This window comes from Mammaliicoccus sp. P-M59, assembly GCF_022386135.1.
GTDB classification, from domain to species: domain Bacteria; phylum Bacillota; class Bacilli; order Staphylococcales; family Staphylococcaceae; genus Mammaliicoccus; species Mammaliicoccus sciuri_A.
The window spans coordinates 974,251-1,000,336 of record NZ_JAJNJJ010000001.1 but is presented as its reverse complement, the minus strand read 5'-3'; the positions used below and the strand labels follow the sequence as shown (position 1 = coordinate 1,000,336).

Below are 26,086 nucleotides of genomic sequence, written 5' to 3'. Positions count from 1 at the left end.
AATCGTTTTTGGCATAAACTACAATGAATGTTAAAATAGTTTAATGAATAAAAAGTGAGTAGGTGAACACATTGAACCCAATTGTCGAATTTTGTATTTCAAACTTGGCCAAAGGTGCTGATGTAGTGTTTAACAAGCTCGACAATGATCCAGAAGTAGATGTATTGGAATACGGTTGTCTACAAAATTGTGGACCATGTGCAAGAGGGTTATATGCATTAGTCAATGGAGATATGGTCAAGGGAGAAACACCAGAAGAATTACTTGAAAATATATATAGTCATATAGAAGAAAATTGGATTTTTTAGGAGGAATAAATATGTCAACTGTTATATTAACTGAAGCAGCAGCTTATGAAGTTAAAGATATGATGAAAAATAACGATATGCCAAATGGTTATTTGAAAGTATCTGTTAAAGGTGGCGGTTGTACGGGACTTTCTTACGGGATGTCAGCAGAAGAAGAACCAGCAGAGAATGATGAAGTTCTAGAATTTTATGGTGTGAAAGTTTTAGTAGATAAGAATGATGCACCAATTTTAAATGGTACAACAATTGACTTTAAGACATCTTTAATGGGTGGCGGATTTGCGATTGACAACCCTAATGCGATTGCAGCTTGTGGTTGCGGAAGCTCATTTAAGACTAAAGATGTTTCTGGTACACCAGAACAATGCTAAGGAATTGATATGTCACACTTGAATTTATCTTTATAAAAATATACAATAAAACTTGTATGTAAATAGTATTATCTTTATTTGTGAGGAAAAACACAAAGTGACACAACTTTCCTATAAGTGTCAAACAAAATTTAGAAAGTATAGGTGAAAATAATGGGATTTGAACGTAAAAAAGTTCTAGTATTAGGGGCAGGTTACGCTGGCTTACAAACAGTAACTAAATTGCAAAAATTAGTTTCAAACCAAGACGTTGATGTTACATTAATCAACAAAAACGATTATCACTACGAAGCTACATGGTTACACGAAGCTTCTGCTGGTACTTTAAACTATGAGGATGCTTTATATCCAATTACAAATGTAATCGACAGAAATAAAGTAAACTTCGTTAAAGCAGAAGTAACAAAAATCAACAAAGATGCTAAAACAGTTGAAACATCTAACGGTGTATTCGAATATGATATTCTTGTTGTTGCATTAGGATTTGAAAGTGAAACATTCGGTATTGAAGGTATGAAAGAACATGCTTTACAAATCGAAAACATTAACACTTCTCGTCGTATTGCTAAACACATCGAAGATAAATTTGCTAATTATGCGGCATCTAAAGAAAAAGATGAAAATGATTTAGCAATCTTAGTAGGTGGCGCTGGATTCACTGGTGTTGAATTATTAGGTGAATTAACAGAACGCATTCCTGAATTATGTAAAAAATACGGTGTAGATCAATCTAAAGTTAAAATCACTTGTGTTGAAGCTGCTCCAAAAATGTTACCTATGTTCTCAGAAAACTTAGTGAACTACGTTGTTAAATATTTAGAAGATCGTGGCGTTGAATTCAAAATTTCTACTCCAATCGTTGCTTGTAATGAAAAAGGTTTCGTAGTTAAAGTTAACGACGAAGAACAAACTTTAGAAGCTAACACAGCTATTTGGGCTGCAGGTGTTAGAGGTAGCAAATTAATGGAAGAATCATTTGACGGCGTTAAACGTGGTCGTATCGTAGTTAAAGATGATTTATCAATCGACAACTATGATGATATCTTCGTAATTGGTGACTGTTCAGCTGTTATGGCTGGTGAAGGAGACAACAAACGTCCACTTCCAACAACAGCACAAATCGCTATGCAACAAGGTGAACACCTTGCTAAAAACATCAAAAACATCTTCAATGGTGAGAAAACAGAACCATTCGTATACGATGACAAAGGTACTGTATGTTCATTAGGTAGCCATGATGGTGTTGGTGTTGTTATGGGTCGTGAAATTACTGGTAAAAAAGCAGCATTCATGAAAAAAGTTATCGATACTCGTGCAATTTTCAAAATTGGTGGTATCGGATTAGCCTATAAAAAAGGTAAATTCTAATTGATTCATTATTAAGTGTAGAGACCTGCTATTAGGCGGGTCTCTTTTTTTAAAGGAGGTTAGCTATGATATCTTTACCGCAAGTTATCATATCAATGGCATTATTTTTTGTTCTGTTTTTTGGAATCGCTTTTATATTAAATATGCTATTAAAAGGTACTTGGTTAATGGTCGTACTTTATCCATTTGTTATTTTTGCAATTGTAGATAAAATTTCCACGGCTATGTACTTTACAGATCCAACAACTGCATTTTCAAAACTTATTACAGGTTTAACACACATACATACTGCGGATATATTAATGCTTGGTTCAGGATGGATTGGCGCGATTGTCGCAGGATTTGTTATAAGGAATTTACGAAGAAGCGGTTATTCAATGTTTTAACAAAAGGGGATAATAATGATGAATATAAAAATCAAAGAAACATATTCTAATAATGAACATCCGATTGTAGTCGGTTGTCCAAGCCATTTAAATCAAATGCACAATTTTGATGAAATTAATCAAATTTTAGGCGGACAACTTGAAAATTTAAAAAAACAACAAATTATTAGTAGCGAACTTGGTAAAATCACTAGTACAGCGATTATCGTAAATGGACAAGTCGTTAAATTAATTGCTGTAGGGTTAAGTAACTTAAAAGAAATTAAAGAGAATGACTATCAAGTTGTGTACGGAAACTTAAGCAGATATTTACAAAGTAATAGAATTGAAGAAGTACATTTATTAGATGATACGTTTGTATCACAAAATGTATCTCATCAAGAACGTGCTTACCGTTTTGGCTGGTTATTCACACAAGCTACATTTGTATTTGATACGTATAAATCAAACAAATCAGCAAATGTTGATACAGTCATTAATTATGTTACATCGACAACTGAAGATGTTACGACATTTATTAATCAAGGTGAAATTTTAGGAGAGAGTGTTAATTTAGCGAGAACATATTCACAAACACCTCCGAATATTTTAACGCCAGATTATTTCGCAAACCAAATTGAACAACATTTTAAAGATTCACAAGTAAAAGTCACGATTAAAAATGAAGATGAAATTAGAGAAGAAGGTATTGGTTTATTAGATGCAGTTGGTAAAGGATCTATAAACCCACCACGTTTAGTCGTGCTTGAATATAAAGGTTCAACTCAAGATCCAATCGCACTTGTAGGTAAAGGTGTGACATATGATTCAGGTGGTTACCAAATTAAATCTAAAACAGGTATGCCAACGATGAAATATGACATGAGTGGCGCAAGTAACGTAGTAGGTATGATGCATGCTATCAATCAATTACAATTACCAATTCATGTAGTGGCCGTATTACCATTAGCTGAAAATATGATTTCAAGTAATGCAATGAAACCAGATGATGTATATACCGCATTAAGTGGAGAAACAGTTGAAATAACAAATACGGATGCTGAAGGAAGATTAGTATTAGGTGATGCTGTTTCATTCGTTAAACAATATAAGCCAGAGCTTATTATGAACTTTGCGACATTAACAGGAGCAGTTGTTGCAGCATTAGGTTTAGGGAAAACGGGGATATTCTCAAGCGATGCTGATCAATACATTGATGATGTGAAACAAGCTGCGAAATATTCAAATGAAGTAAGTTTTGAATTACCGATAACAGATGAAGAGAAACAAGATATTAAATCTTCAGAAGTTGCAGATTTAACTAACTGTATTTTAAATAAAAACGGTAAAGCATTATTTGCAGCAGCATTTGTAACGCATTTTAGTGATGAAATACCACACTTACACTTTGATATTGCAGGTTCAGGGGAAACAGAAAAGGATTCATTCAAAGGACCAAAGGGTGCGACAGGTGCTATGATACCAACAGTACTACATTTCTTAAAAAATAAATAAAATCAATCACATATAAAGCGGGATAAAAAATCTATGTACTATGATAGGTTTGAATCCCGCTTTAATTATGACGAAATTTGATTCAGAATATTCGGACTAATTCTCGAAATGTTGACATGCTATTTCTCAACTGATATGATAAGTTCATTATTTCACTTTATCATGGTAGAGAACTAAAGAATGGAGAGGGTCTTTTTGGAAATAAATGCAGTATTAGTAGCTGTTATTGTGATGATTATACTTTGTTTAATGCGTTTAAATGTTGTACTAAGTATATTCATAGGTGCATTAACAGGCGGTTTATTAAGTGGAATGTCTGTTGATAAAGTCATTTCCACATTTGGTAAAACAATCGTTGATGGTTCAGAAGTTGCATTATCTTATGCATTATTAGGAGGATTTGCAGCACTGATTTCATATAGTGGTATAACTGACTACATTGTAGGAAAAATCATTACATCAATGAAAAAAGAAAATTCACAGAAAAGTAGAGTAAAAATAAAAATATTATTAGTGGCTGTATTACTTGTCATATCAGTACTCAGTCAAAATATTATACCTGTCCATATCGCATTTATACCTATTCTTATACCACCATTATTAAGCTTATTTAATGAACTACAAATGGATAGAAGATTAATTGCTACAGTTATTGGATTCGGACTATGTTTCCCTTATATTTTATTCCCATACGGTTATGGTCACATATTCCAATCTATTATCTTTGATGCATTTGGAAAAGCAAACGTAGATATAGAATTCAATAGTATTTGGAAAGCGATGTTAATTCCATCAATGGGTTATGTATTCGGATTAATCGTTGCAATTATTATGTATTGGAAACCTAGAACATATAAAACAATTAAAGTGGAAGAAGACGAAGAAATGAAAACATTAAAGCCATATCCATTAATTGTGACTGGCTTAGCGATTTTAGGAACATTCGTTGTTCAAACATTAACGGAATCTATGATTTTTGGTGCATTAGCAGGGATCTTAATATTTTTCTTCTCAGGGTTATATAACTGGAGAGATTTAGATGCTAAATTAGTTGAAGGTATTCAAATCATGGCATACATTGGTGTTGTGATTTTAACAGCAAACGGATTTGCAGGTGTAATGAGCGCTACAAATGAAGTAGGTTCACTAGTTGAAAGTCTAGCATCAATTACAGGAGATAATAAAGCATTCAGTATTATAATGATGTATGCTATTGGTCTTGTTGTAACACTAGGCATAGGATCATCATTTGCGACAATCCCGATTATTGCTAGTTTATTTATTCCATTTGGACAAGAAATTGGGCTTAGCACAATGGCATTAATAGCCGTTATCGGAACAGCAGGTGCGTTAGGAGATTCAGGAAGTCCTGCAAGTGATTCAACTTTAGGACCAACAGCTGGTTTAAATGTTGATGGTGAACACGATCATATTAGAGATACATGTATACCGAACTTCTTAATATATAATATCCCGTTAATTATTTTTGGATTTATTGCAGCAATGGTATTATAGTATGATTAAGGGGGATTAATCATATGGATTTAATAGAGAACTTTGGAATAGAAACAATCGAATCAAGTCATGGTTATATAGAAATGACGATGCCCGTAACGGATAAAGTTAAACAACCATTCGGATTCTTACATGGCGGTGCAACAATAGCATTAGCAGAAACAGCAGCATCTATGGGAGCACATTACGCTTCAAGTGAAGATGAAATACCATTAGGATTAGAAATCAACGCAAACCATATAAAGTCAACTCGATCAGGTACAGTACGTGCAATAGGTCAAGCCCTTCATATCGGAAGAACAACTCAAGTATGGGACGTCAAAGTTACGAACGAACAAGACGAACTCATCTCCGTTATACGCGCAACAATTGCTATCAAAAAGAGAAGATAAACAAATAAGAGCATGGGATTAACTGTCCCATGCTCTTATTTGTTATTTTGCATCTTTTAAATCATCACGTATTGTTCTTTCACTAGGTCTAACGCCCATATAGTAAGCACTTCTTGAAACTAAGTGACCTGCTAATGGTCCTGTTATGAATATAAAGATAATACCTAGTAGTAATTGAACATTGAAATGTCCTTCTTTTGCGATAAAGTATATCAATACACCTAACAAGATAAGCATAACGCCTAATGTAGAAGCTTTTCCTGAGGCGTGTGCGCGAGAAAAGACATCTGGTAACCTTAGAATACCTAACGCTGCGAAAAAGCTAAAGCAAGCTCCAATGACCATCATAAAAATTGAGATACTAATAAGAATCGTTTCTATCATTTTCAATGATCTCTCCTTTATCCATAAATTTCGCAAATGCAGCAGTACCTAAGAATGCTAATATACCTATTAATAAAAGTATAACGAATAAATATCTAGTATTAGTTAATACTGAGAATAAAGCTATGATGGCCATTAATGTAATACCCAATGCATCGAGCGCAATGACTCTATCAGCAAGAGTAGGGCCAATAATAACACGAATCAGCATACCAATCATAGAGAGTGCAACGATGATAATCGCGATAATAACGAATATATTTGTCATCGTATGCTCACCTCCTTGATAGCTTTTTCAAATGAATCTTTAATCGCACTCACTTCAGAATCGATATCTGAAAAATCAATTGAATGAATATAGAGTGTTTTTTTGTCATCTGAAATTGCTACGACGATTGTACCTGGTGTTAAAGTGATTAATTGTGATAATAAACTAATTTCCCAATCTTTATCTAAATCTGTAGGATAAGCGAAAAATGCAGGCTTATTATGGATTTCTTTTTGTATGACTATTCGAATAACATCTATATTCGCTAAAATTAATTCTTTCATGAATATAACTGCTAAAATTAGTGATTTCCAAACAGGACGTAAGTATAAATGTTTGCCTGGAAGAAGCGGTAAGGCTACTAAGACGAACAATATACCAAATAGATAACCAAATACAAATGCACCAAATGTATACGTATCTGAAAGCATCATCCATAATGCAGCTAAAAGAACATTTATGAGTACTTGTATCGCCATTAATAATCGCCTCCTAACGCATTAACATAAGTCTCTGGGTTATAGAATGGTAATGCTGCTTTTTCCACTAATGGATATAAGTAGTCTGCACCAAGACCAAATAGAATGGCTACAATTGTAATGGCAACTGATGCGATCATTAATTTATTGATTGGTAGTTTAGGGTTATAAACATAACCTTTTTCTTCACCCCAAAATGCCATTAAGAAAATACGCATTACAGAATAGAGTACACATAAACTTGATAAAAGAACGATAATACCACTTATGTAATAACCATTTTCAAATGTAGACATTACGATGATATATTTACCATAGAAACCACTTAATGGTGGTATACCTGCCAACGAAAGGGCAGCTATAAAGTATATCCAACCAAGAACTGGATAGTGATTGATTAATCCACTGAACCTTCTTAAATCAGGTGTACCAGTTATTTTAATAATAACACCAATTAATAAGAATAAAGCAGCTTTGATAATCATGTCATGTAACAAGTAGTATATACTTCCCATCATGCCATTTTTATCCATCATAGCAGCACCAATTAAGATAACACCAATCGCGATCATAATGTTATAAATGATAATCTTTTTAACATCGTAATAAGCGATAGCACCGATACAACCCATGATGATTGTTAAAATTGCTAGAACAATTAATGTTTGCGTAATAAATTCACTATTTGTTGAATAGAATAAGCTAAATGTACGCATAATTGCATATGCACCGACTTTAGTTAATAAAGCACCGAATAGCGCGATAATTGGAATTGGTGGTGCATAATATGCGCCAGGTAACCAGAAATACAGTGGAAACATACCTGCTTTAGTCGCAAATACAAATAGAAACATAATAAATGTAATCACAACGATATTTAAATCTGTTCCTGAAAGTTCAGCGAATTTAACATGTAGATCTCCCATATTTAATGTACCAGTAATTGAGTAAAGCATACCGACGCCTAATACAAAGAATGCAGATGTTAATACATTAACGAGTATATATTTAATACTTTCTTGTAGTTGGATTTTAGTACCACCAATAACAAGTAATAAATATGATGACATTAAAAATACTTCGAAAAATACGAATAAGTTAAATAAGTCACCAGTCATAAATGCGCCGTTAACACCTGTCACCATCATTGAAACACCAAAGTAATAAAAATATCTTTCACGATGGAGTCCAATTGATTGGTGAGAGTATATGAGTACGATAAGCGTAATCAATAAACTTACAGTTACGAGTAATGCACTTAACATATCCACGTAAATCACAATGCTGTATGGAACTGGCCAGCTACCTAAATTTAAAGTTTGTGTTCCATTCATATATATGTGGTAGAGGTTGTATAAACTCACTAAAAATGCTAACGAGAAACCTGTTAATACTACTTTACGTTTAACATAAGGTCTGTGACCGACAAAAATTAACGTAACGGCCGTTAAAAACGTAATGACAAGAGGTACAATAATCAAATTACTCATCTTTCGGTACCTCCTTCATCTCTTCTAAATTATCTGTTCCTAATTCTTTATAACTTCTAAAAGCTAATACTAAGAAGAATGCTGTAACAGCGAAAGCTATTACGATGGCAGTTAAGATCAATGCTTGTGGTAATGGGTCAACATAGTTCTTAATACCTTCTTCTTCAATTGGTAAGGCACCTTTTTTCAATCCACCCATTGTCAGTAACATTAAATGTACGCCATGGGATAGTAATGTAGTACCAATAATTATCCTAATTAAACTTTTAGAGAGAACTAGGTACACTGATACGGATATAATAATACCTGCAACGAAAATCATTAATATTTCCATTATTCATTCTCTCCAATCGCTAATATGATAGTAATGGCAGTACCCACAACAGCTAGTAATACACCTAAATCAAATAGCATTGCTGTATGCCAATGAACTTCACCAAAGATAGGAAGATGGAATTCTCCAAATTTATGTGTGAAAAATGTTTTGTTATATGTCCAACTTAAAATTGGTGTTAGAACACAGAAGAACAAACCAGTTGCTGTTACTAATTTAAAGTCAAATGGGAACATTTTCTTTAATGTTTTAGTGTCAAATGCTATACCGATAATAATGACTGCAGATGAAAGTAATAATCCACCTACGAAACCGCCACCCGGTGTATAGTGTCCACCAAAGAAAATAGAAACAGCATACATCATAATAATTAGGAAAATGATAATGGCATTAAACTGAAAGAATACATCATTCGATTGTTTCTTCATGTTCTTCACCTCCATCTTTACCTTTGTCTCTTAATTTAACTAATGTGTAAATACCTAAGCCAGCAATACCTAAAACAGCTGACTCAAATAATGTATCGAATCCACGGAAGTCTACAAGAATTACGTTTACCATGTTTTTCCCAGCGGCTAGATCGTATACATTATCTATATAATATTGAGAAATAGAATCAAAATGTCTATTTCCATATGAAATTAATCCGATTGTGATAACACCAATACCGACACAAATCGAAATAATTAAGTTACCAATTTTAAAGTTTCTATTTTCATCATGTCTACTCATTTTAGGTAAATGGTAGAAACATAGTAAGAATAGGGCAGTTGAAATTGTTTCAATTGATAATTGTGTCAGTGCTAAGTCTGGTGCACCGAAGAATACAAAGAATAAAGCAACTGAATAACCAACTGCAGCTAACATAATGATGCTAAATAGTCTTGATTTAGCTAATACGATACAGAATGTACTCACTAAAATTAAGCCCATTAAAATCACTTCATATGGTCTGATTTCGCTTATATTATCGAATGCAACACTTACAGGATGTGTAAATAACGTAAGTGCAGTCATAATGATAAAGAATGCGAAAATATACATTAAGTATGATCTGATAAATCCAGTCATATAGCTTTGCGTGATTTTGTTTGATATATAAGAACTTAATTGAATACCTCTGTCGTAATAATAATTAAATGTTAAGTATTCAGGTTGAATACTGTAAATATTAAACCATTTTTCTACTGATTTAAATAATATAAAACCTATAATAAATACGATTAATGTACCTATTAAGGCAGGTGTTATACCGTGCCAATGAGATATATGAACATCAGGCGCATCAGCGAATGGTGCAATTGCTCTTACTGCTGGTGCAATAATACTGTTGCTTAATATATTTGGGAATAAACCAAATAACACAACTAAGAATGTCAAAATACCTGTCGGCAATAACATAAGTAATGGCGCTTCGTGTGGTTTCTTAGGTAATGCTTCAGGTTTGTAATCTCCAAAGAATATTTCATGTACATATTTAAATGAATATACAAACGTAAAGATACTACCAACAATCGCAACGATAGGTAGTAAGTACCCAAGTGTTGATAAACCAAATACATCAGCTTGATGACTATCAAACATTGCTGTTAAGAACATTTCTTTAGATAAGAAACCATTAAATGGTGGAACACCCGCCATACTTAATGCAGTAATAATTGTGAATGTACAAGAAATTGGCATGATGGTCATTAAACCGCCCAATTTCTTAATGTCTCTTGTACCAACTTCATGATCGATTGTTCCCGTAATCATGAATAACGCACCTTTAAATGTTGCGTGGTTAATTAAATGGAATACTGCAGCGATAATACTAGCCAAGAATAACTGACTTTCTTCACCAGAATAATGATAACTGACAGCACCGATTCCAAGCATGGACATAATCATACCGAGCTGTGAAACTGTTGAGAATGCTAAAATACCTTTTAAATCTTGTTGTTTAACAGCGTTAAATGATGCCCAGAACAATGTGATTAATCCGACAGCAGTTACCGCCCAAACAAATCCAGCACTTGCTGCAAAAATTGGCGTTGTACGAGCAACTAAATATATACCTGCTTTAACCATTGTTGCTGAGTGCAAATACGCACTGACTGGTGTAGGTGCTTCCATTGCATCTGGTAACCAAATGTGAAATGGAAATTGTGCAGATTTAGTCATAGCACCAATTAAAATTAAAATCATTGCAAAAATAAAGTAAGGTGAACTTTGAATTTCAGCGGCATTTTGTACTAAAGAGGTAATACTCCATGAATTACCTGCAATTGCGATACAAATAAATCCACCTAGTAACATTAAGCCACCGAACACTGTAATTAATAATGACTTTTGTGCGCCGTATATTGACGATTGTTTATGGCGCCAATAAGCGATAAGTAAGAAACTTGAAATAGATGTTAATTCCCAGAATAGGTAAAGCATTAATAGGTTATCTGATAATACAACACCTAACATAGCTCCCATAAACATAAGTAAATAACAATAAAAATTACCGAGTGATTCATTTTTACTTAAATATGTAATGGAATATAAAACAACGAGCGCACCAATCCCTGTAATTAAAGATGCGAATAATAAACTTAGTCCGTCTAAATGAACGGAGAAGTTCATACCTAATCTAGGCATGAAATCCCATATTACAATGAATGGTTTATCCGAATCTGGAACATTTATGTATGACATAAAATAACTAAATATAATAATCGGAATAGGTAGTACAAACCATCCTAGATGTATACCTTTATAAAATCTGTATAAAATTGGTATTATGATTGCAAAAATTAAAGGTAACAAAATCATAATATGCATCAAACTCATTTAATAACCTCCTTCCAAAAATCTTATAAATATTATTATACACAATAAAGTTAATGCTTGAAAATACTATCAAGTCAATCTTTCAGAATTTTTAGGTTATTTTTAAATATGAAGAAACACGTTAAAAATTTATTAAAAATTTTTTAGTTTTGCTAAAAATTCGCCTTGTATTGACGTGAATAATCTATTTTTAATTGTTCAATACACTTTAAAGCTTGTTCACTATAAGCATTATTTCTTTTAATCATTTTTTCTTCAAGTTCAGCTAATGATGTTTTTAATGAATCGATATAATTTGGAACATCGTGCGGATAGTCTTTTAAAAACTGTGCAGTTGTATATCTTTTTTCGAATTGACTTAAAGCTTTTCTTTCATGGAAAAAGACATTTTCAACTTCATTTGGACTATGTAAATCTCCTTGTCTAGGATGTTTGAGAACAGCTAATACTTTAACGAGAAACTGGTCTCCTTTTTCTTCAACTATTTCTACGACATATTGACCTGTTTTGTGTGGAAATTGATAATACATGTTGATATCCCCTTTCTAAAAAATTATGTTATGATATCACTATTGTAATTATTTTAACATGAATGGAGAATATTAAATGACAAACTATCCTCAATTAACAACTGAAATATTAGAAGGTGAAAGAGTTGTAGAAATTAAAACAACTAAAGGAAACATGACATTCAAGTTATTTCCTGAATTAGCACCTAAAACTGTTGAAAACTTCATCGGTTTAGCTGAGAAAAAATATTATGATGGCATCATTTTCCATAGAGTTATCAATGACTTCATGGTACAAGGTGGAGACCCAACTGGTACAGGTATGGGTGGCGAAAGTATTTATGGAAGTGCTTTTGAAGATGAATTCTCATTACAAGCATTTAACTTATACGGTGCGTTATCTATGGCTAATGCTGGACCAAACACAAACGGTTCACAATTTTTCATTGTACAAATGAAAGAAGTACCAGCAAATATGTTATCTCAACTTAAAGATGGTGGTTGGCCTGAAGAAATCGTTGATCGTTATGCAGAAAAAGGTGGTACACCTTGGTTAGACCAAAAACACTCAGTATTTGGTCAAATTGTTGAAGGTGAATCAGTACTTGAAGAAATCGCAAATGTTAAAGTTGGCGCTAACGATAAACCAGTTGAAGACGTAGTAATTGAAACAATTGAAATTATAAAATAAATCGACATTCAATTGTCAAAAAAAATCAATGCATTCGACTCAATCTTTGGTATAATTTAGTTGCTAAGGGAGTGGTCGGCTTATGATGGAATTTCTTTATTTTCCAGATAATAAATTAGAATATATTCCTGCTGTTGCTACGTTGATATTATTTATGATTTTGGCGTATATCGTATTTATGATGTTCCGTAAAAAATCTAAAAAAGACGAAGAAAAAATGAAATCATTTGAAAAACAAGTAATGGATCATTTAGAGCAAGAGGAGAAAAAGAACAATAAGAAGTAAATAAAGCATTCCAAACGAATACTATATATAGGAAGAGACTGAGACATATGTATGTCGAAGTCTCTTTTTTATATGTTGAGTTGAGGGGTGGGCGCTAACGATCAAGACTCGAAAACAAGATCGTTAGAAATTCTAACGTTCAAGAAATCAAAACAAGATCGTTAGCGCAGAAAAAAATCCAAAAATGAGATAAAACGAGGCGCTAACGATCAAGAAACGAAAACAAGATCATTAGAAATTCTAACGTTCAAGAAATCAAAACAAGATCGTTAGCGCAGAAAAAAATCCAAAAATGAGATAAAACGAGGCGCTAACGCTCAAGAAACGAAAACAAGATCGTTAGAAATTCTAACGTTCAAGAAATCAAAACAAGATCGTTAGCGCAGAAAAAAATCCAAAAATAGAGCAAAAACGAGGCGCTAACGCTCAAGAAACAGAAACAAGATCGTTAGCGCCCAGCATATCTCACAAAATCCCCATACAAATCCTACAACAAATAAAGAATCTTTAATCTATTTTCTCCATAGAATACTTATTTCTTAATCTAATAATAAATTCATGAATTTATAGATGATTTATATTTATGCATAATATTTTCAGAATTATATATCAAATTAATGGTTTAATAAAAATAACTATGCTATGATGAAATAGTTAATAACTTCAAGTACAAGGGGTTTTCTAAAAGTGAGAAAACAATATAAAGTTGGTCAGTTTGTAAAGGTAAAAGTGACTGGCATTCAGCCATATGGCGCCTTTGTTGAAACCCCTGATCATGTGGAAGGTCTCATTCATATTTCTGAAGTGATGAATGATTACGTGCACAACCTTAATCAATTTCTTAATGTTGGCCAGATAGTAAAAGCTAAAATAATTAAAGTTGAAGCGGATGGCAAGTTGAATTTATCACTTAAAGATAATGAATATTTCAAAAGACAAGAACGTAAGAAAGAAAAGCGCTCAGTTCTAGATGAAATTAGAGAGACAGAAAAATACGGGTTTCAACCTTTGGAAGAAAGGTTGCCTAAGTGGATTAAACAATCAAATAAACATTTTGAAGACGAATAAATGATCTATCGTCTTTACAAGCCGGATATCTTACATGATAATCCGGCTTTTTTTATACGAAAAATCACTTCATTGAATGAACATTTAAACGGCTTTTTGAATATTTATTTGAAGTAAATTTACAACTTATTTTTATTGTAAAAATTCAGAAAAAATATCTTGAAGTAATCTATAAAAGTGTGTCATTATAGGAATGTAAGGGGTTTCTTAATGCCCCGTATAAACATAGGGAGGTTTACTTTAATGATTCCATACAAACACGAACCATTTACTGATTTTACGAAAGAGGAGAATAAGGCTGCTTACTTAGAAGGTCTTAAAACAGTTGAAGGATATTTAGGAAAAGAGTATCCAATTATTGTTGGAGGCGAACGTATTTTTACAGAAGATAAAACACGTTCATATAACCCTTCAAATATTGAAGAAACAGTAGGATTAGTTTCTAAAGCAAGCAAAGAACATGCTGAAAAAGCAATGGAAGCTGCTAAAGAAGCCTTTAAAACATGGAGAGATACTGATCCAAGTGTCCGTGCTGACGTTTTATTCAGAGCAGCAGCAATTACGAGACGTCGTAAACACGAATTCTCAGCTTTACTTTCTAAAGAAGGTGGTAAACCATGGAAAGAAGCAGATGCAGATACTGCTGAAGCAATCGACTTTATGGAATACTATGCACGTCAAATGCTTGAATTAAAAGACGGTAAAAAAGTAGAAAGTCGTCCAGGAGAATATAATAAATATAATTATTTACCAGTTGGTGTAAGTGTTGTTATTTCACCATGGAACTTCGCATTTGCGATCATGGCTGGTACAACTGTAGCACCAGTGGTAACAGGAAACACTGTGTTATTAAAACCATCATCTAAAACGCCAGTTATCGCTTATAAATTTATGGAAGTTTTAGAAGAAGCAGGTTTACCAAAAGGGGTGGTAAACTACATTCCAGGTTCATCAAGTGAAATCGGTGATTATTTAATTGATCATAAAGATACAAGTCTTATTTCATTCACTGGTTCTCGTGATGTAGGTGTTTCTATTTACGAAAGAGCTGCAAAAGTTCAAAAAGGCCAAACTCACCTTAAACGCGTTATTGCTGAAATGGGTGGTAAAGATACAATTATCGTTGATTCGGAAGGCGACTTAGATTTAGCAGCAGATTCAATTGTACAATCAGCATTTGGATTCTCAGGTCAAAAATGTTCAGCATGTTCACGTGTTATTGCAGTTGAAGATATTTATGATGAATTATTAGACAAAGTAGTTGAACGTACAGAAAAATTAACTGTCGGTGATTCAACTGATCAAGCTAATTATATGGGTCCAGTAATTGACGAAAACTCATTAAACAAAATTAAAAAATATATCGAAATCGGTAAAAAAGAAGGTCGTATTGTAGCAGGTGGAACAACTGACGAAGAAAAAGGACATTTCGTTAACCCAACTGTTATTGCTGATTTAAAACATGACGACAGAGTAATGCAAGAAGAAATCTTCGGACCAGTTGTTGGTTTCAGCAAAGCAAAAGATTTTGATCAAGCAATTGAATTTGCAAATGATACAGAATACGGTTTAACAGGTGGCGTTATTACAAATAACCGCTCTAAATTAGAACAAGCACGTAGAGACTTTATGGTAGGTAACTTATACTTCAATAGAGGATGTACAGGTGCTATTGTAGGTTACCAACCATTTGGTGGCTTTAAAATGTCAGGTACAGATTCTAAAGCAGGTGGACCAGACTACTTAGTACTTCACTTACAAGGACGTACTACTTCAGAAATGTTATAATATTGTTGGAATAATAAAAATACAGTAGGGCGTATACATGCTCTACTGTTTTAATGGGAGGAGATTTAATATGACAAAGTCACAAGAAATCATTGAACAAACAAATACATTTGGTGCGCCGAACTATTTGCCATTACCAATTGTAATTTCAGAAGCGGAAGGTATTTGGGTTAAAGATCCAGAGGGCAATCGCTATTTAGATATGTTATCTGCTTATTCTGCAGTTAACCAAGGTCATCGTCATCCGAAAATTATCCAAGCATTAAAAGATCAAGCAGATCGTGTAACACTTACTTCACGTGCATTCCACAGTGACCAATTAGGTCCTTGGTATGAAAAAATTTGTAAACTTGCAAATAAAGAAATGGTATTACCAATGAACACAGGTGCTGAAGCTGTTGAAACGGCTATTAAAGCTGCAAGACGTTGGGCATATGATGTGAAAGGCGTAGAAGATAACAAAGCAGAAATCATTGCGATGAATGGTAACTTCCATGGTCGTACAATGGCTGCAGTTTCACTTTCTTCAGAAAAAGAATACCAAAGAGGTTACGGTCCATTATTAGGTGGATTCAAACTTGTTGATTTCGGTGATATCGAACAAATTAAATCTGCTATTACACCAAATACAGCAGCCGTATTAATTGAACCTATTCAAGGTGAAGCGGGTATTAATGTGCCTGAAGACGGTTATTTAAAACAAATTAGAGAAGTTTGTGATGAAAACAATGTATTATTCATTGCAGATGAAATTCAAGCTGGTCTTGGTAGAACAGGTAAATTATTCGCAACAGATTGGGATAATGTTCAACCAGATATGTATATCTTAGGTAAAGCATTAGGCGGAGGCGTATTCCCAATTTCATGTATCGTTGGTAATAAAGAAATACTAGAAGTATTTAACCCAGGTTCACATGGTTCTACTTTTGGTGGTAACCCTCTAGCTTGTGCAGTATCTGTTGCAGCATTAGATGTACTAATTGATGAAAAATTATCTGAGCGTTCTTTAGAATTAGGAACTTATTTCAAAGAAGAATTACAAAAAATTGATCATCCATCAATCAAAGAAGTAAGAGGTAAAGGTTTATTCATCGGTATCGAACTAACTGAAGATGCAAGACCATATTGTGAAAAATTAAAAGAATTAGGTCTGTTATGTAAAGAAACACACGATACAGTTATTCGTTTTGCACCACCACTTATTATCGAAAAAGAAGATTTAGATTGGGCACTTGATCAAGTTAAGTCTGTTTTTAAATAAAAAATCTGATAACGTTTACAAAAAAACGTTTAAGACCTTTTAAAAATAATCAATTATGTTACAATTATTTAGAGATTAAAAGTATTTAAAAAAGAGGCGAAGAGGATCATGAGCGAAAATTTAAATTTAGTTTCATCGACACAAGAAATTATTGGTGAAGCCCTTAATAAATTAGGTTTTGACGAGGGAATGTACGATTTAATTAAAGAACCAATGAGATTATTAACAGTGCGTATACCTGTTAGAATGGATGACGGTTCTGTTAAGACATTTACTGGTTATCGTGCACAACATAATGATGCAGTTGGACCAACTAAAGGTGGGGTTCGTTTCCACCCAGATGTTGATGTTGAAGAAGTAACAGCATTATCTATGTGGATGACGTTAAAATGTGGAATTGTAGATTTACCATATGGTGGTGGTAAAGGTGGTATTGTCTGTGACCCAAGACAAATGAGTATTCATGAAGTAGAAAGATTATCTCGTGGATATGTTCGTGCTATTTCTCAAATAGTAGGTCCTACAAAAGACATTCCAGCACCAGACGTATTTACAAACTCACAAATTATGGCTTGGATGATGGATGAATATAGTCAAATGGATGAATTCAATTCTCCAGGATTTATTACTGGTAAACCTATTGTTTTAGGTGGTTCTCAAGGTAGAGATCGTTCTACTGCATTAGGTGTTGTTATTGCAATTGAAGAAGCAGCTAAGAGACGTGGAAAAACAATCGAAGGTTCAAGAGTCGTTATTCAAGGATTTGGTAACGCAGGAAGCTTTTTAGCGAAATTCTTATATGATCAAGGCGCAAAAATTGTAGGTATTTCAGATGCTTACGGTGCACTTCATGATCCTGAAGGTTTAGATATCGATTATTTATTGGATCGTCGTGATAGCTTCGGAACAGTTACAAATCTATTTGATGACACAATTTCTAATAAAGAATTATTTGAAATTGATTGTGATATCCTTGTTCCAGCAGCGATTTCAAATCAAATTACAGAAGATAATGCTAATGATATTAAAGCTGAAATTGTAGTAGAAGCAGCTAATGGTCCAACTACAATGGCAGCAACTAAAATATTAAGTGAGCGTGGCGTTCTTCTTGTACCAGACGTACTAGCAAGTGCTGGTGGCGTAACAGTATCATACTTCGAGTGGGTACAAAATAACCAAGGTTATTACTGGACTGAAGAAGAAGTTAACGAAAAACTACGTGAAAAATTAGTTAAAGCTTTTGATACAATTTACAACTTATCAGAAAACAGAAAAATAGATATGAGATTAGCAGCTTATATTGTAGGTATTAAACGTACAGCTGAAGCGGCTAGATATAGAGGTTGGGCATAAGCCTTGACCAATAAAAAACACACCATTTTGAATGGTGTGTTTTTTTGATTATATGAGTTCTTTAGCGACATTAATTTGATGTTGTACGGACTCTTGACCTGTTGAACCATAACTTTTTCTACGGTTTAAACAGTTTTCAGGTTTCAAGTAATCATATACATTTTCTTGTATACGTTCGTTATAAGATTGATATTGTTCTAATGGAACATCTAATAAATATTTACCATTTTGAATACACCATAAGACGATTTTACCTACGATCTCATGTGCTTCTCTAAAAGGTATATTTTGTTCTACTAAATAATCAGCTAGCTCAGTAGCATTAGAAAAATCTTTATGCACTGTTTCGTTTAAACGCTCTTTATTCACTTGCATAGTAGAAATCATACCTTCGAATATACGCAATGAGCCTTTAATCGTATGAATGGCATCGAACAGACCTTCTTTATCTTCTTGCATATCTTTATTATATGCTAGTGGCAAGCCTTTTAAAGTAACGAGCATACTCATTAAATGACCCGTTGTTCTGCCTACTTTTCCTCTAATCAATTCTGCCATATCAGGATTTTTCTTCTGTGGCATAATCGATGATCCAGTAGAAAAACTATCGGATAACGTAATGAATTTAGCTTCGTCAGTAGACCAGAAAATAATTTCTTCAGCAAATCTTGATAGGTGAACCATCGTTAACGAAATATTATGCAATGTTTCTACGATATAATCACGGTCACTAACTGCATCAAGACTATTTTCATATAAACTGCTAAAGTTTAAAAGTTCTTGTGTACGATGTCTATCAATAGGGTGCGTTGTACCGCTTAAAGCTGCAGCACCTAGTGGACTGATGTCGATTCTTTTTAAACTATCTTTAAATCTCGATTTATCACGCTCTAACATCCAGAAATAAGTCATGATATGATGCGCGAAAGAAATAGGTTGTGCTCTTTGTAAGTGCGTGTAACCGGGCATGATAGTATGCACATGTTCATCAGCAATAACAAGAATTGATTTTTGAAGAGACTCTATAAGTGTGAGAATCTCTTGAACATGTTGTTTTGTATAAAGGTGCATATCCGTTGCAACTTGGTCATTTCTACTTCTACCAGTATGCAATTTGCCGCCAACTTGACCAATCTTCTGAATTAAAGCATGTTCAATATTTAAGTGAATATCTTCTAGTGATTCAGAAAGCTCAAGATTACCGTTATAATAGTCGGCTTGGATATCTTTTAAACCTTGAATAATTTGATTTGCTTCTTCTGTTTTGATGATATTTTGCTCCGCTAACATTGTTGCATGTGCAATACTACCTTGAATATCTTGATCAATTAAATTTTTATCAAAATGGATAGATGCATTAAATGCATCTACCCATGATTCAGGGTTAGACTCGAATCTTCCACCCCATGCTTTTTTTGTCATTTTAAAACACCCTCTGTTTCTAATAATGCCTTAACCTTAGTAGGTAAACCGAAGATTTCAATGAATCCTACAGCTGCTTCTTGATTAAATGCGTCTTCTTTAGTGTACGTTGCAAGTGCTTCATTGTATAAACTAAATGGAGATTTACGTCCATTAACGATTACATTTCCTTTAAATAGTTTAACACGTACTGTACCTGTTACTTGAGTTTGTGTAGAATCGATAAATTGTTTTAAGCTATCTGTTAATGGAGAGAACCATAATCCATTATAGATTTGTTCAGCTAATTGTTTTTCGATTACTGGTTTAAAGTGTGCAACGTCTTTAGTTAAAGTAATCGTCTCTAATGCTTTATGTGCTTCCATTATAACCTTTGCACCTGGTGTTTCATATACTTCACGTGATTTAATACCAACTAAACGGTTTTCTACGTGATCGATTCTACCGATACCGTGTAAACCAGCAATTTCATTAAGTTGTAAGATTAATTCATCTAACGGATATGATTTATTATTGATTGAAATAGGTAAACCTTTTTCAAATACAATTTCAAGTTCTTCTGGTGTATCAGGTGTTTCTTCAATTGGTTTCGTTAAATCATATGCATCTTCTGGTGGTGTCGCAAATGGATCTTCAAGAATACCACACTCATTACTACGACCCCATAAATTTTGGTCAATTGAATATGGAGAATCTAGATTGATAGGAATTGGAATGTTATGTTTTTTAGCATAATCAATTTCCTCCTCACGACTCCAAGACCATTCACGTACTGGCGCTAATACTTCAATATGAGGTGCTAATGCTTTAATAGCTACTTCAAAACGTACTTGGTCATTCCCTTTACCAGTACAGCCGTGTGCTATTGCAATCGCATCTTCTTCTTGCGCGATTTCAACTAATTTCTTAGAGATAAGTGGTCTACTTAATGCAGAAACAAGTGGATAACTTCCTTCATACATTGTATTACCTTTAATTGCATATCCAACAAAATCTTCACTGAATTCTTTTGTTGCGTCTATTACATATGATTTTTCTGCACCCATATCATATGCTTTTTGTTTTACTAGTTCTAAATCTTTACCTTCACCAACATCTAGGCAACATGCAATTACTGTATATCCTTTTTCAATTAGCCATTTTACTGCAACACTCGTATCTAATCCACCTGAGTATGCCAATACAACTTTGTTAGTCATTAAAAAAACCTCGCTTTTGTATTAATATTTAATATCTTGTATATTTAATCGATAAACATACAATATCATATTAGGAATGAATGTTCAATAGTTATTTTAAATATTTATGCACTTAAAAGTATATCGTTGCATTTCGATTGAAAGCCTATGAAAACTAGAGTAAAATAAAGACGTTGTTGAAATTAAATATAGATTACATAGGAGGATATTATGTCACATATTCAATTTGATTATAAAAAAGCTTTAACATTTTTTGGTGAACATGAGTTAGAACAATCACGTGATCTAGTAAAAAATATACATCATGTTATACATGAAAAGACTGGAGCAGGTAGCGACTTTTTAGGATGGGTTGACCTTCCTGTAGATTATGACAAAGAAGAGTTCGATAGAATTCTAGCTGCTTCTAAACGTATCAAAGAACAATCTGAAGTATTACTTGTAATTGGTATTGGTGGTTCATATTTAGGTGCTCGTGCAGCAGTTGAAATGTTAAATTCTACATTTGCTAATTATGAAAAAGGTGAAAATCCTCAAATTATATTTGTAGGTCATCATTTATCTTCATCTTATGTACATGATTTAATTGAGTATATAGATGGTAAAGATTTCTCTATTAATGTTATTTCTAAATCAGGTACAACGACTGAACCTGCAGTAGCATTTAGAATCTTTAAGAAAATTTTAGAAGAAAAATACGGTAAAGAAGAAGCTAAAAACCGTATATTTGCTACAACTGATAAAGAAAAAGGTGCTTTAAAAGATTTAGCGACTGGTGAAGGATACGAAACATTTGTCGTACCAGATGATGTCGGTGGTAGATATTCAGTATTAACAGCAGTTGGATTATTACCAATCGCAGCAAGTGGTATTGATATTCAAGATATGATGAAAGGTGCGGCAGCTGCACGTGAAGATTTATCATCTTCAGAACTTGATGACAATATTGCATATCAATATGCAGCAATTCGTAATATCTTATATGCAAAAGGATATTCAACAGAAATGTTAATCAACTATGAACCAGCTTTACAATACTTCAGTGAATGGTGGAAACAGTTATTCGGTGAATCTGAAGGTAAAGACTTCAAAGGTATTTATCCATCAAGTGCAAACTTCACTTCTGACTTACATTCACTTGGTCAATATGTACAAGAAGGACGTCGTTTCTTATTTGAAACAGTTGTAAAAGTTGAAAATCCTAAACATGATATTACAATTGAAGAAGACAAAGACGATTTAGACGGTTTAAACTTCTTAGCAGGTGAAACAGTTGACTTCGTTAATACGAAAGCATTCCAAGGAACATTATTAGCACATACAGATGGTGGCGTACCAAACTTAGTTGTTAAAGTTCCTCAATTAGATGCATATACATTCGGTTATGTTGTATACTTCTTCGAATTAGCATGTGCAATGAGTGGTTATATGTTAGGCGTGAATCCATTTAACCAACCAGGTGTTGAAGCATACAAACAAAATATGTTCGCATTACTTGGTAAACCAGGATTCGAAGACTTGAAAAAAGAATTAGAAGATAGACTATAATATGAAATGTATTTTAGAAAAAAGTCCCCAAATTTAATTTGGAGGACTTTTTTTATTTTGGATTTGAATTTTTTGAAGAAATGAGTGGTATTTTATGAAAATACGTAAAAATTTATTTTTAGCTTATATTGATGCATTGCATAATAGGGTAGATGTGTTACCTGAAAATGTAGATGAACAATACCAAGTTACAAAACAAGGGTACGAAGGAGAAAAAGCATTCGCTCAAATACTTGAAAGTTATGGAGCAGAATGGTGGCTATATGATTTGCAAATTAAAAATTATAACCATATTCAATTTGATTTTGTAGTCATAACAGACGATGCCATCATTCAATTTGAAATTAAAAATTATACAGGTGACTATTATTTTGATCAGCACAAACTATTTAGAAGTACAGGTTTTGTATCTAAAGATCTTATTAATCAATATGAAGTCGCTCAAGAAGGCTTAAAAAGAATCGTTGAGAAATATAAATTAAAACGCAAAGTAGAAAGCTATGTTGTTTTTATACATCCAACATTCACGTTACATGGTGATTTACGATCTCGAATGAACATTATTTTAAAAAGTGAGATACATAAAATAAAAGACATGGTATCACAAAACTTTAAATATGAAGAAAATAAATGGATATACTGCAAACTAAAAAGCCTACACGAACCATTTTTAAATACAAATCAAATACCAAATTTGAATATAGACTATAAAGATTTAAAAAGAGGCGTACGATGTACAAACTGTCGAAAGTTGATTCGAGTAGATGAATTATTTAATAAACGAAAATATTTAAAATGTCACCATTGTAAGAAAGAATTGAATAGAGCGAATATTATTATTCAATCATTAGAAGAATTATATTTATTAAAAGGCGCACCATTTTCAGTAAAAGAAGCAGAAATGTGGACGGGTGTCTACAGAAGTTCCATAAAGAGAATCCTATATAAGTACTTTATCAGAAGCGGTAATAGAAAAAGTACTAAATATGGACCGATAAAAATAATTACCGGTCCAGAAATGAGAAATATGGACGATAAAAATAATTACCGGTCCAGAAATGAGAAATATGGACCTATAAAAAAATTTATCGGTCCAGAAACGAGAAATATGGACCGATAAAAATAATTACCGGTCCAGAAATAAGAAATATGGACCGATAAAAAAATTTACCGGTCCAGAAATAAGAAATATGGACCGATAAAAAAATTTACCGGTCCAGAAATAAGAAATATGGACCGATAAAATAAATTACCGGTCCAAAAACGAGAAATATGGACCGTTAAAAAAATTTACCGGTCCAGAAACGAGAAATATGGACCGATAAAAATAATTACCGGTCTAGAAATGAGAAATATGGACCGATAAAAATAATTATCGGTCCATAACCATTGATTCTCCATACCAACAATCTCCTTATCTCCATAAACTAAATTCCTTCTCATTCCTAAAGATACGACTTTTGTATGATGTCAATTTACTTTTCTATTTACACATTTATCGGTATAATTAATCTAAATTTAAGAAGGAAGTTGCGTTACATGTTAATACAAGATTTAATGAATTGGTTCAGTGAAGAGAATATTACTGAATTAATTGAAACGTTTAGATCGTTCGGGATATTTATAGCATTTTTATTACCTTTTATTGAGGCATTCTTACCGTTTTTGCCGATTATTCTCTTTGTTATTGCTAATGTAAATGCTTATGGATTATTGCTAGGTTTTATCATTACATGGGCTGGTACTGTTTCGGGAAGTTATATTGTCTTTTTAATCTTTAGATTAATTTCTAAAAAGCCTTTTATGAAAAGGATTATTGAACAGCCTAGAGTTGTAAGATTTATTCAGTGGATTGATGAACATGGGTTTGGACCACTGTTTATTTTGTTATGCTTTCCATTTACACCAGGTGCTTTAGTTAATATGGTTAGTGCGTTTTCAAATATTAGTAAACAAGTCTATTTAATTGCGTTAATTTTATCAAAAGCCATTATGATATTTACGTTAAGTTTCATCGGTGCCGATATAAATTCCTTTTTTGCAAGTCCTAAAAAGAGTATAATAGTAGTCGTGATTATATTTATACTCTGGCTAGTTGGAAAAGGCTTAGAAAAATATTTTGATAAACGCTTAAAAAATAGGAGTCAAAAATGAAAAAAATATTCGAATGGATAATTGCAATTATTATTGCGTTAGTATTATTATTTGCTGTAAGAACATTTTTATTCATCGGTTATGTTGTAGACGGAGACTCAATGAAACCAACTTTTCATGATAATGATAGAGTAATTGTTAATAAACTTGTTAAAAATTTTGGACAAATTAATAACGGTGATGTTATCGTATTTCATGCGAATAAAAATGCTGATTATATTAAAAGAGTTATCGGGTTACCAGGCGACACAGTTGAAATGAAAAACAACAAACTGTATATTAATGGTACTCATGTAAACGAGCGTTATTTAAATGATGATATAAAAACTGATGACTTCAGTACAAGAACAATTCAAGGCTCTAAAAGTGATGTTATTCCTAACGGTGAATATTTAGTATTAGGTGACAATCGTAGCAATAGCAGAGACTCAAGAGAAATTGGATTTGTACATGAAGATGATATCGTTGGTACTGTGAATTTAAGATATTATCCATTTAATCAAATAGATGTGAATTTTGATAAATAATAATAATGAGGTGGCATTTTTGAAAAAAGAGATATTTGAATGGGTTGTGGCGATTGCAGTAGCAGTTGTATGTGTGTTATTGATACAAAAATTCTTATTTGTAACATATACCGTTTCTGGTGATTCCATGTACCCAACTTTAAAAAATAGTGAAAAAGTAATCGTCAATAAAATTGGTTATAAAGTAGGGGATATTGATAACGGAGATGTTATTGTATTCCACGCAAACGCAAATGATGATTATGTAAAACGTGTTATCGGTAAACCTGGTGATACAGTAAAATATGAAAACGACCAATTATATGTAAATGGTAAAAAAGTACCTGAAGAATACTTGAAAGCAAACAAAGCGAATAAGTCTCGTGATTTATTGACAGAGAACTTTGAAGTCAAAGATTTAGTGAATTCAAATGGCGTCAATAAAATTCCTAAAGATGAATATTTAGTCTTAGGAGATAACCGTGAAGTGAGTAAAGATGGCCGTTCATTTGGTTTGATTGATAAAGATGTCATTGTTGGTGAAGTTGCATTAAGATTCTGGCCAATTAATCAATTCCATTATAATTTTGACCCATCTACAAATTAATATAAAAGTTCTTAAACACCTTACTTTGAAATTAAGTGAGGTGTTCTTTTTATGTTAAAATAAATGAATAAGAGAACGTAAGGGA

The 26,086-nt window shown here is 32.9% G+C and carries 28 protein-coding genes; 18 read left to right on the top strand and 10 right to left on the bottom strand.

The annotated features are described in order from the left end of the window. Positions 1-71: 71 nt before the first annotated feature. The 7 genes from LQ617_RS04800 (at position 72) to LQ617_RS04770 (ending at position 5,834) form a co-directional block, all read left to right on the top strand. A complete protein-coding gene (locus LQ617_RS04800; RefSeq protein WP_025904683.1) occupies positions 72-308 on the top strand; it encodes a YuzB family protein in 237 nt (78 codons plus the stop codon). A gap of 11 nt (positions 309-319) precedes the next feature. Then, positions 320-679, top strand: coding sequence for a HesB/IscA family protein (locus LQ617_RS04795; RefSeq protein WP_204255363.1), 360 nt, complete (start codon positions 320-322; stop codon positions 677-679). A 153-nt stretch (positions 680-832) separates the two neighbouring features. Then, positions 833-2,047, top strand: a complete 1,215-nt coding sequence (locus LQ617_RS04790) for an NAD(P)/FAD-dependent oxidoreductase (protein WP_037588845.1) — start codon at positions 833-835, stop codon at positions 2,045-2,047. A gap of 65 nt (positions 2,048-2,112) precedes the next feature. Beyond that, entirely contained in the window at positions 2,113-2,433 is a 321-nt protein-coding gene (locus tag LQ617_RS04785) for a YuiB family protein (RefSeq protein ID WP_107577233.1), read from the top strand. Positions 2,434-2,451: 18 nt separating this feature from the next. Continuing rightward, positions 2,452-3,927, top strand: a complete 1,476-nt coding sequence (locus LQ617_RS04780) for a M17 family metallopeptidase (RefSeq protein WP_239739786.1) — start codon at positions 2,452-2,454, stop codon at positions 3,925-3,927. Between the two features lie 201 nt (positions 3,928-4,128). After that, positions 4,129-5,442: a Na+/H+ antiporter family protein gene (locus tag LQ617_RS04775; protein ID WP_257213180.1), complete on the top strand. Its 1,314-nt coding sequence runs from the start codon at positions 4,129-4,131 to the stop codon at positions 5,440-5,442. Positions 5,443-5,465: 23 nt separating this feature from the next. After that, positions 5,466-5,834: a PaaI family thioesterase gene (locus LQ617_RS04770; protein WP_239739712.1), complete on the top strand. Its 369-nt coding sequence runs from the start codon at positions 5,466-5,468 to the stop codon at positions 5,832-5,834. Positions 5,835-5,876: 42 nt separating this feature from the next. On the opposite strand, the gene mnhG is transcribed toward LQ617_RS04770, so the two are convergent. From mnhG to kapB, 8 genes are all read right to left on the bottom strand, one after another. Beyond that, positions 5,877-6,218 carry a monovalent cation/H(+) antiporter subunit G gene (gene mnhG, locus LQ617_RS04765; protein ID WP_025904690.1) on the bottom strand — a complete coding sequence of 114 codons (342 nt, stop codon included), beginning with the start codon at positions 6,216-6,218 and terminating at the stop codon, positions 5,877-5,879. After that, positions 6,196-6,486, bottom strand: a complete 291-nt coding sequence (locus LQ617_RS04760; RefSeq protein ID WP_025904691.1) for a Na(+)/H(+) antiporter subunit F1 — start codon at positions 6,484-6,486, stop codon at positions 6,196-6,198. The genes mnhG and LQ617_RS04760 overlap by 23 nt, the downstream gene beginning before the upstream one ends. Next, complete coding sequence (locus LQ617_RS04755) at positions 6,483-6,965, bottom strand: Na+/H+ antiporter subunit E (RefSeq protein ID WP_025904692.1); 483 nt, start codon at positions 6,963-6,965, stop codon at positions 6,483-6,485. Before LQ617_RS04755 ends, LQ617_RS04760 begins: the two co-directional genes overlap by 4 nt. Continuing rightward, the gene (locus LQ617_RS04750; protein ID WP_037588849.1) at positions 6,965-8,455 is read right to left on the bottom strand and encodes a Na+/H+ antiporter subunit D; all 1,491 of its coding nucleotides are present in this window, start codon (positions 8,453-8,455) and stop codon (positions 6,965-6,967) included. Before LQ617_RS04750 ends, LQ617_RS04755 begins: the two co-directional genes overlap by 1 nt. Next, the gene (locus tag LQ617_RS04745; protein WP_025904694.1) at positions 8,448-8,789 is read right to left on the bottom strand and encodes a Na(+)/H(+) antiporter subunit C; all 342 of its coding nucleotides are present in this window, start codon (positions 8,787-8,789) and stop codon (positions 8,448-8,450) included. Before LQ617_RS04745 ends, LQ617_RS04750 begins: the two co-directional genes overlap by 8 nt. Next, the gene (locus LQ617_RS04740; RefSeq protein WP_025904695.1) at positions 8,789-9,217 is read right to left on the bottom strand and encodes a Na(+)/H(+) antiporter subunit B; all 429 of its coding nucleotides are present in this window, start codon (positions 9,215-9,217) and stop codon (positions 8,789-8,791) included. Before LQ617_RS04740 ends, LQ617_RS04745 begins: the two co-directional genes overlap by 1 nt. Continuing rightward, complete coding sequence (locus tag LQ617_RS04735; protein WP_126477207.1) at positions 9,198-11,609, bottom strand: Na+/H+ antiporter subunit A; 2,412 nt, start codon at positions 11,607-11,609, stop codon at positions 9,198-9,200. Before LQ617_RS04735 ends, LQ617_RS04740 begins: the two co-directional genes overlap by 20 nt. Positions 11,610-11,761: 152 nt before the next feature. Beyond that, complete coding sequence (gene kapB / locus LQ617_RS04730; protein WP_037588851.1) at positions 11,762-12,139, bottom strand: sporulation phosphorelay system protein KapB; 378 nt, start codon at positions 12,137-12,139, stop codon at positions 11,762-11,764. 76 nt (positions 12,140-12,215) lie between these two features. On the opposite strand from kapB, the gene LQ617_RS04725 reads away from it, so the two are divergent. From LQ617_RS04725 to LQ617_RS04700, 6 genes are all read left to right on the top strand, one after another. Then, on the top strand, positions 12,216-12,809 hold the full coding sequence (locus LQ617_RS04725; protein ID WP_025904698.1) for a peptidylprolyl isomerase: 594 nt from the start codon (positions 12,216-12,218) through the stop codon (positions 12,807-12,809). An 82-nt stretch (positions 12,810-12,891) separates the two neighbouring features. Then, the gene (locus LQ617_RS04720; RefSeq protein WP_025904699.1) at positions 12,892-13,095 is read left to right on the top strand and encodes a hypothetical protein; all 204 of its coding nucleotides are present in this window, start codon (positions 12,892-12,894) and stop codon (positions 13,093-13,095) included. Between the two features lie 687 nt (positions 13,096-13,782). Further along, positions 13,783-14,163, top strand: coding sequence for a S1 domain-containing post-transcriptional regulator Ygs (ygs, locus tag LQ617_RS04715; protein ID WP_025904700.1), 381 nt, complete (start codon positions 13,783-13,785; stop codon positions 14,161-14,163). Between the two features lie 243 nt (positions 14,164-14,406). Further along, the gene (pruA, locus tag LQ617_RS04710) at positions 14,407-15,951 is read left to right on the top strand and encodes an L-glutamate gamma-semialdehyde dehydrogenase (protein ID WP_058591479.1); all 1,545 of its coding nucleotides are present in this window, start codon (positions 14,407-14,409) and stop codon (positions 15,949-15,951) included. A gap of 70 nt (positions 15,952-16,021) precedes the next feature. Then, positions 16,022-17,212: an ornithine--oxo-acid transaminase gene (locus LQ617_RS04705; protein WP_025904702.1), complete on the top strand. Its 1,191-nt coding sequence runs from the start codon at positions 16,022-16,024 to the stop codon at positions 17,210-17,212. 108 nt (positions 17,213-17,320) lie between these two features. Then, positions 17,321-18,565 carry a Glu/Leu/Phe/Val family dehydrogenase gene (locus LQ617_RS04700; RefSeq protein WP_204168008.1) on the top strand — a complete coding sequence of 415 codons (1,245 nt, stop codon included), beginning with the start codon at positions 17,321-17,323 and terminating at the stop codon, positions 18,563-18,565. 48 nt (positions 18,566-18,613) lie between these two features. Here the strand turns inward: LQ617_RS04700 and argH are convergent, their stop codons facing one another. Further along, on the bottom strand, positions 18,614-19,987 hold the full coding sequence (gene argH / locus LQ617_RS04695) for an argininosuccinate lyase (protein ID WP_204167898.1): 1,374 nt from the start codon (positions 19,985-19,987) through the stop codon (positions 18,614-18,616). Beyond that, the gene (locus tag LQ617_RS04690) at positions 19,984-21,186 is read right to left on the bottom strand and encodes an argininosuccinate synthase (RefSeq protein ID WP_025904705.1); all 1,203 of its coding nucleotides are present in this window, start codon (positions 21,184-21,186) and stop codon (positions 19,984-19,986) included. Before LQ617_RS04690 ends, argH begins: the two co-directional genes overlap by 4 nt. A 210-nt stretch (positions 21,187-21,396) precedes the next feature. Here LQ617_RS04690 and LQ617_RS04685 point away from each other — a divergent pair, with 210 nt between their 5' ends. The 5 genes from LQ617_RS04685 to lepB (LQ617_RS04665) all read left to right on the top strand — a co-directional run bounded on the left by LQ617_RS04685 (position 21,397) and on the right by lepB (LQ617_RS04665) (position 26,001). Beyond that, positions 21,397-22,734 (top strand): glucose-6-phosphate isomerase, encoded by a 1,338-nt coding sequence (locus LQ617_RS04685; RefSeq protein ID WP_037588854.1) that lies wholly within the window; start codon positions 21,397-21,399, stop codon positions 22,732-22,734. 94 nt (positions 22,735-22,828) lie between these two features. Beyond that, entirely contained in the window at positions 22,829-23,854 is a 1,026-nt protein-coding gene (locus tag LQ617_RS04680) for a nuclease-related domain-containing protein (protein ID WP_239739711.1), read from the top strand. Between the two features lie 419 nt (positions 23,855-24,273). Continuing rightward, positions 24,274-24,888, top strand: a complete 615-nt coding sequence (locus LQ617_RS04675; protein WP_126477203.1) for a TVP38/TMEM64 family protein — start codon at positions 24,274-24,276, stop codon at positions 24,886-24,888. Then, positions 24,885-25,415 carry a signal peptidase I gene (lepB, locus tag LQ617_RS04670; protein ID WP_103361877.1) on the top strand — a complete coding sequence of 177 codons (531 nt, stop codon included), beginning with the start codon at positions 24,885-24,887 and terminating at the stop codon, positions 25,413-25,415. The genes LQ617_RS04675 and lepB (LQ617_RS04670) overlap by 4 nt, the downstream gene beginning before the upstream one ends. 19 nt (positions 25,416-25,434) lie before the next feature. Then, entirely contained in the window at positions 25,435-26,001 is a 567-nt protein-coding gene (gene lepB, locus LQ617_RS04665) for a signal peptidase I (RefSeq protein WP_119651065.1), read from the top strand. Positions 26,002-26,086: the final 85 nt, after the last annotated feature.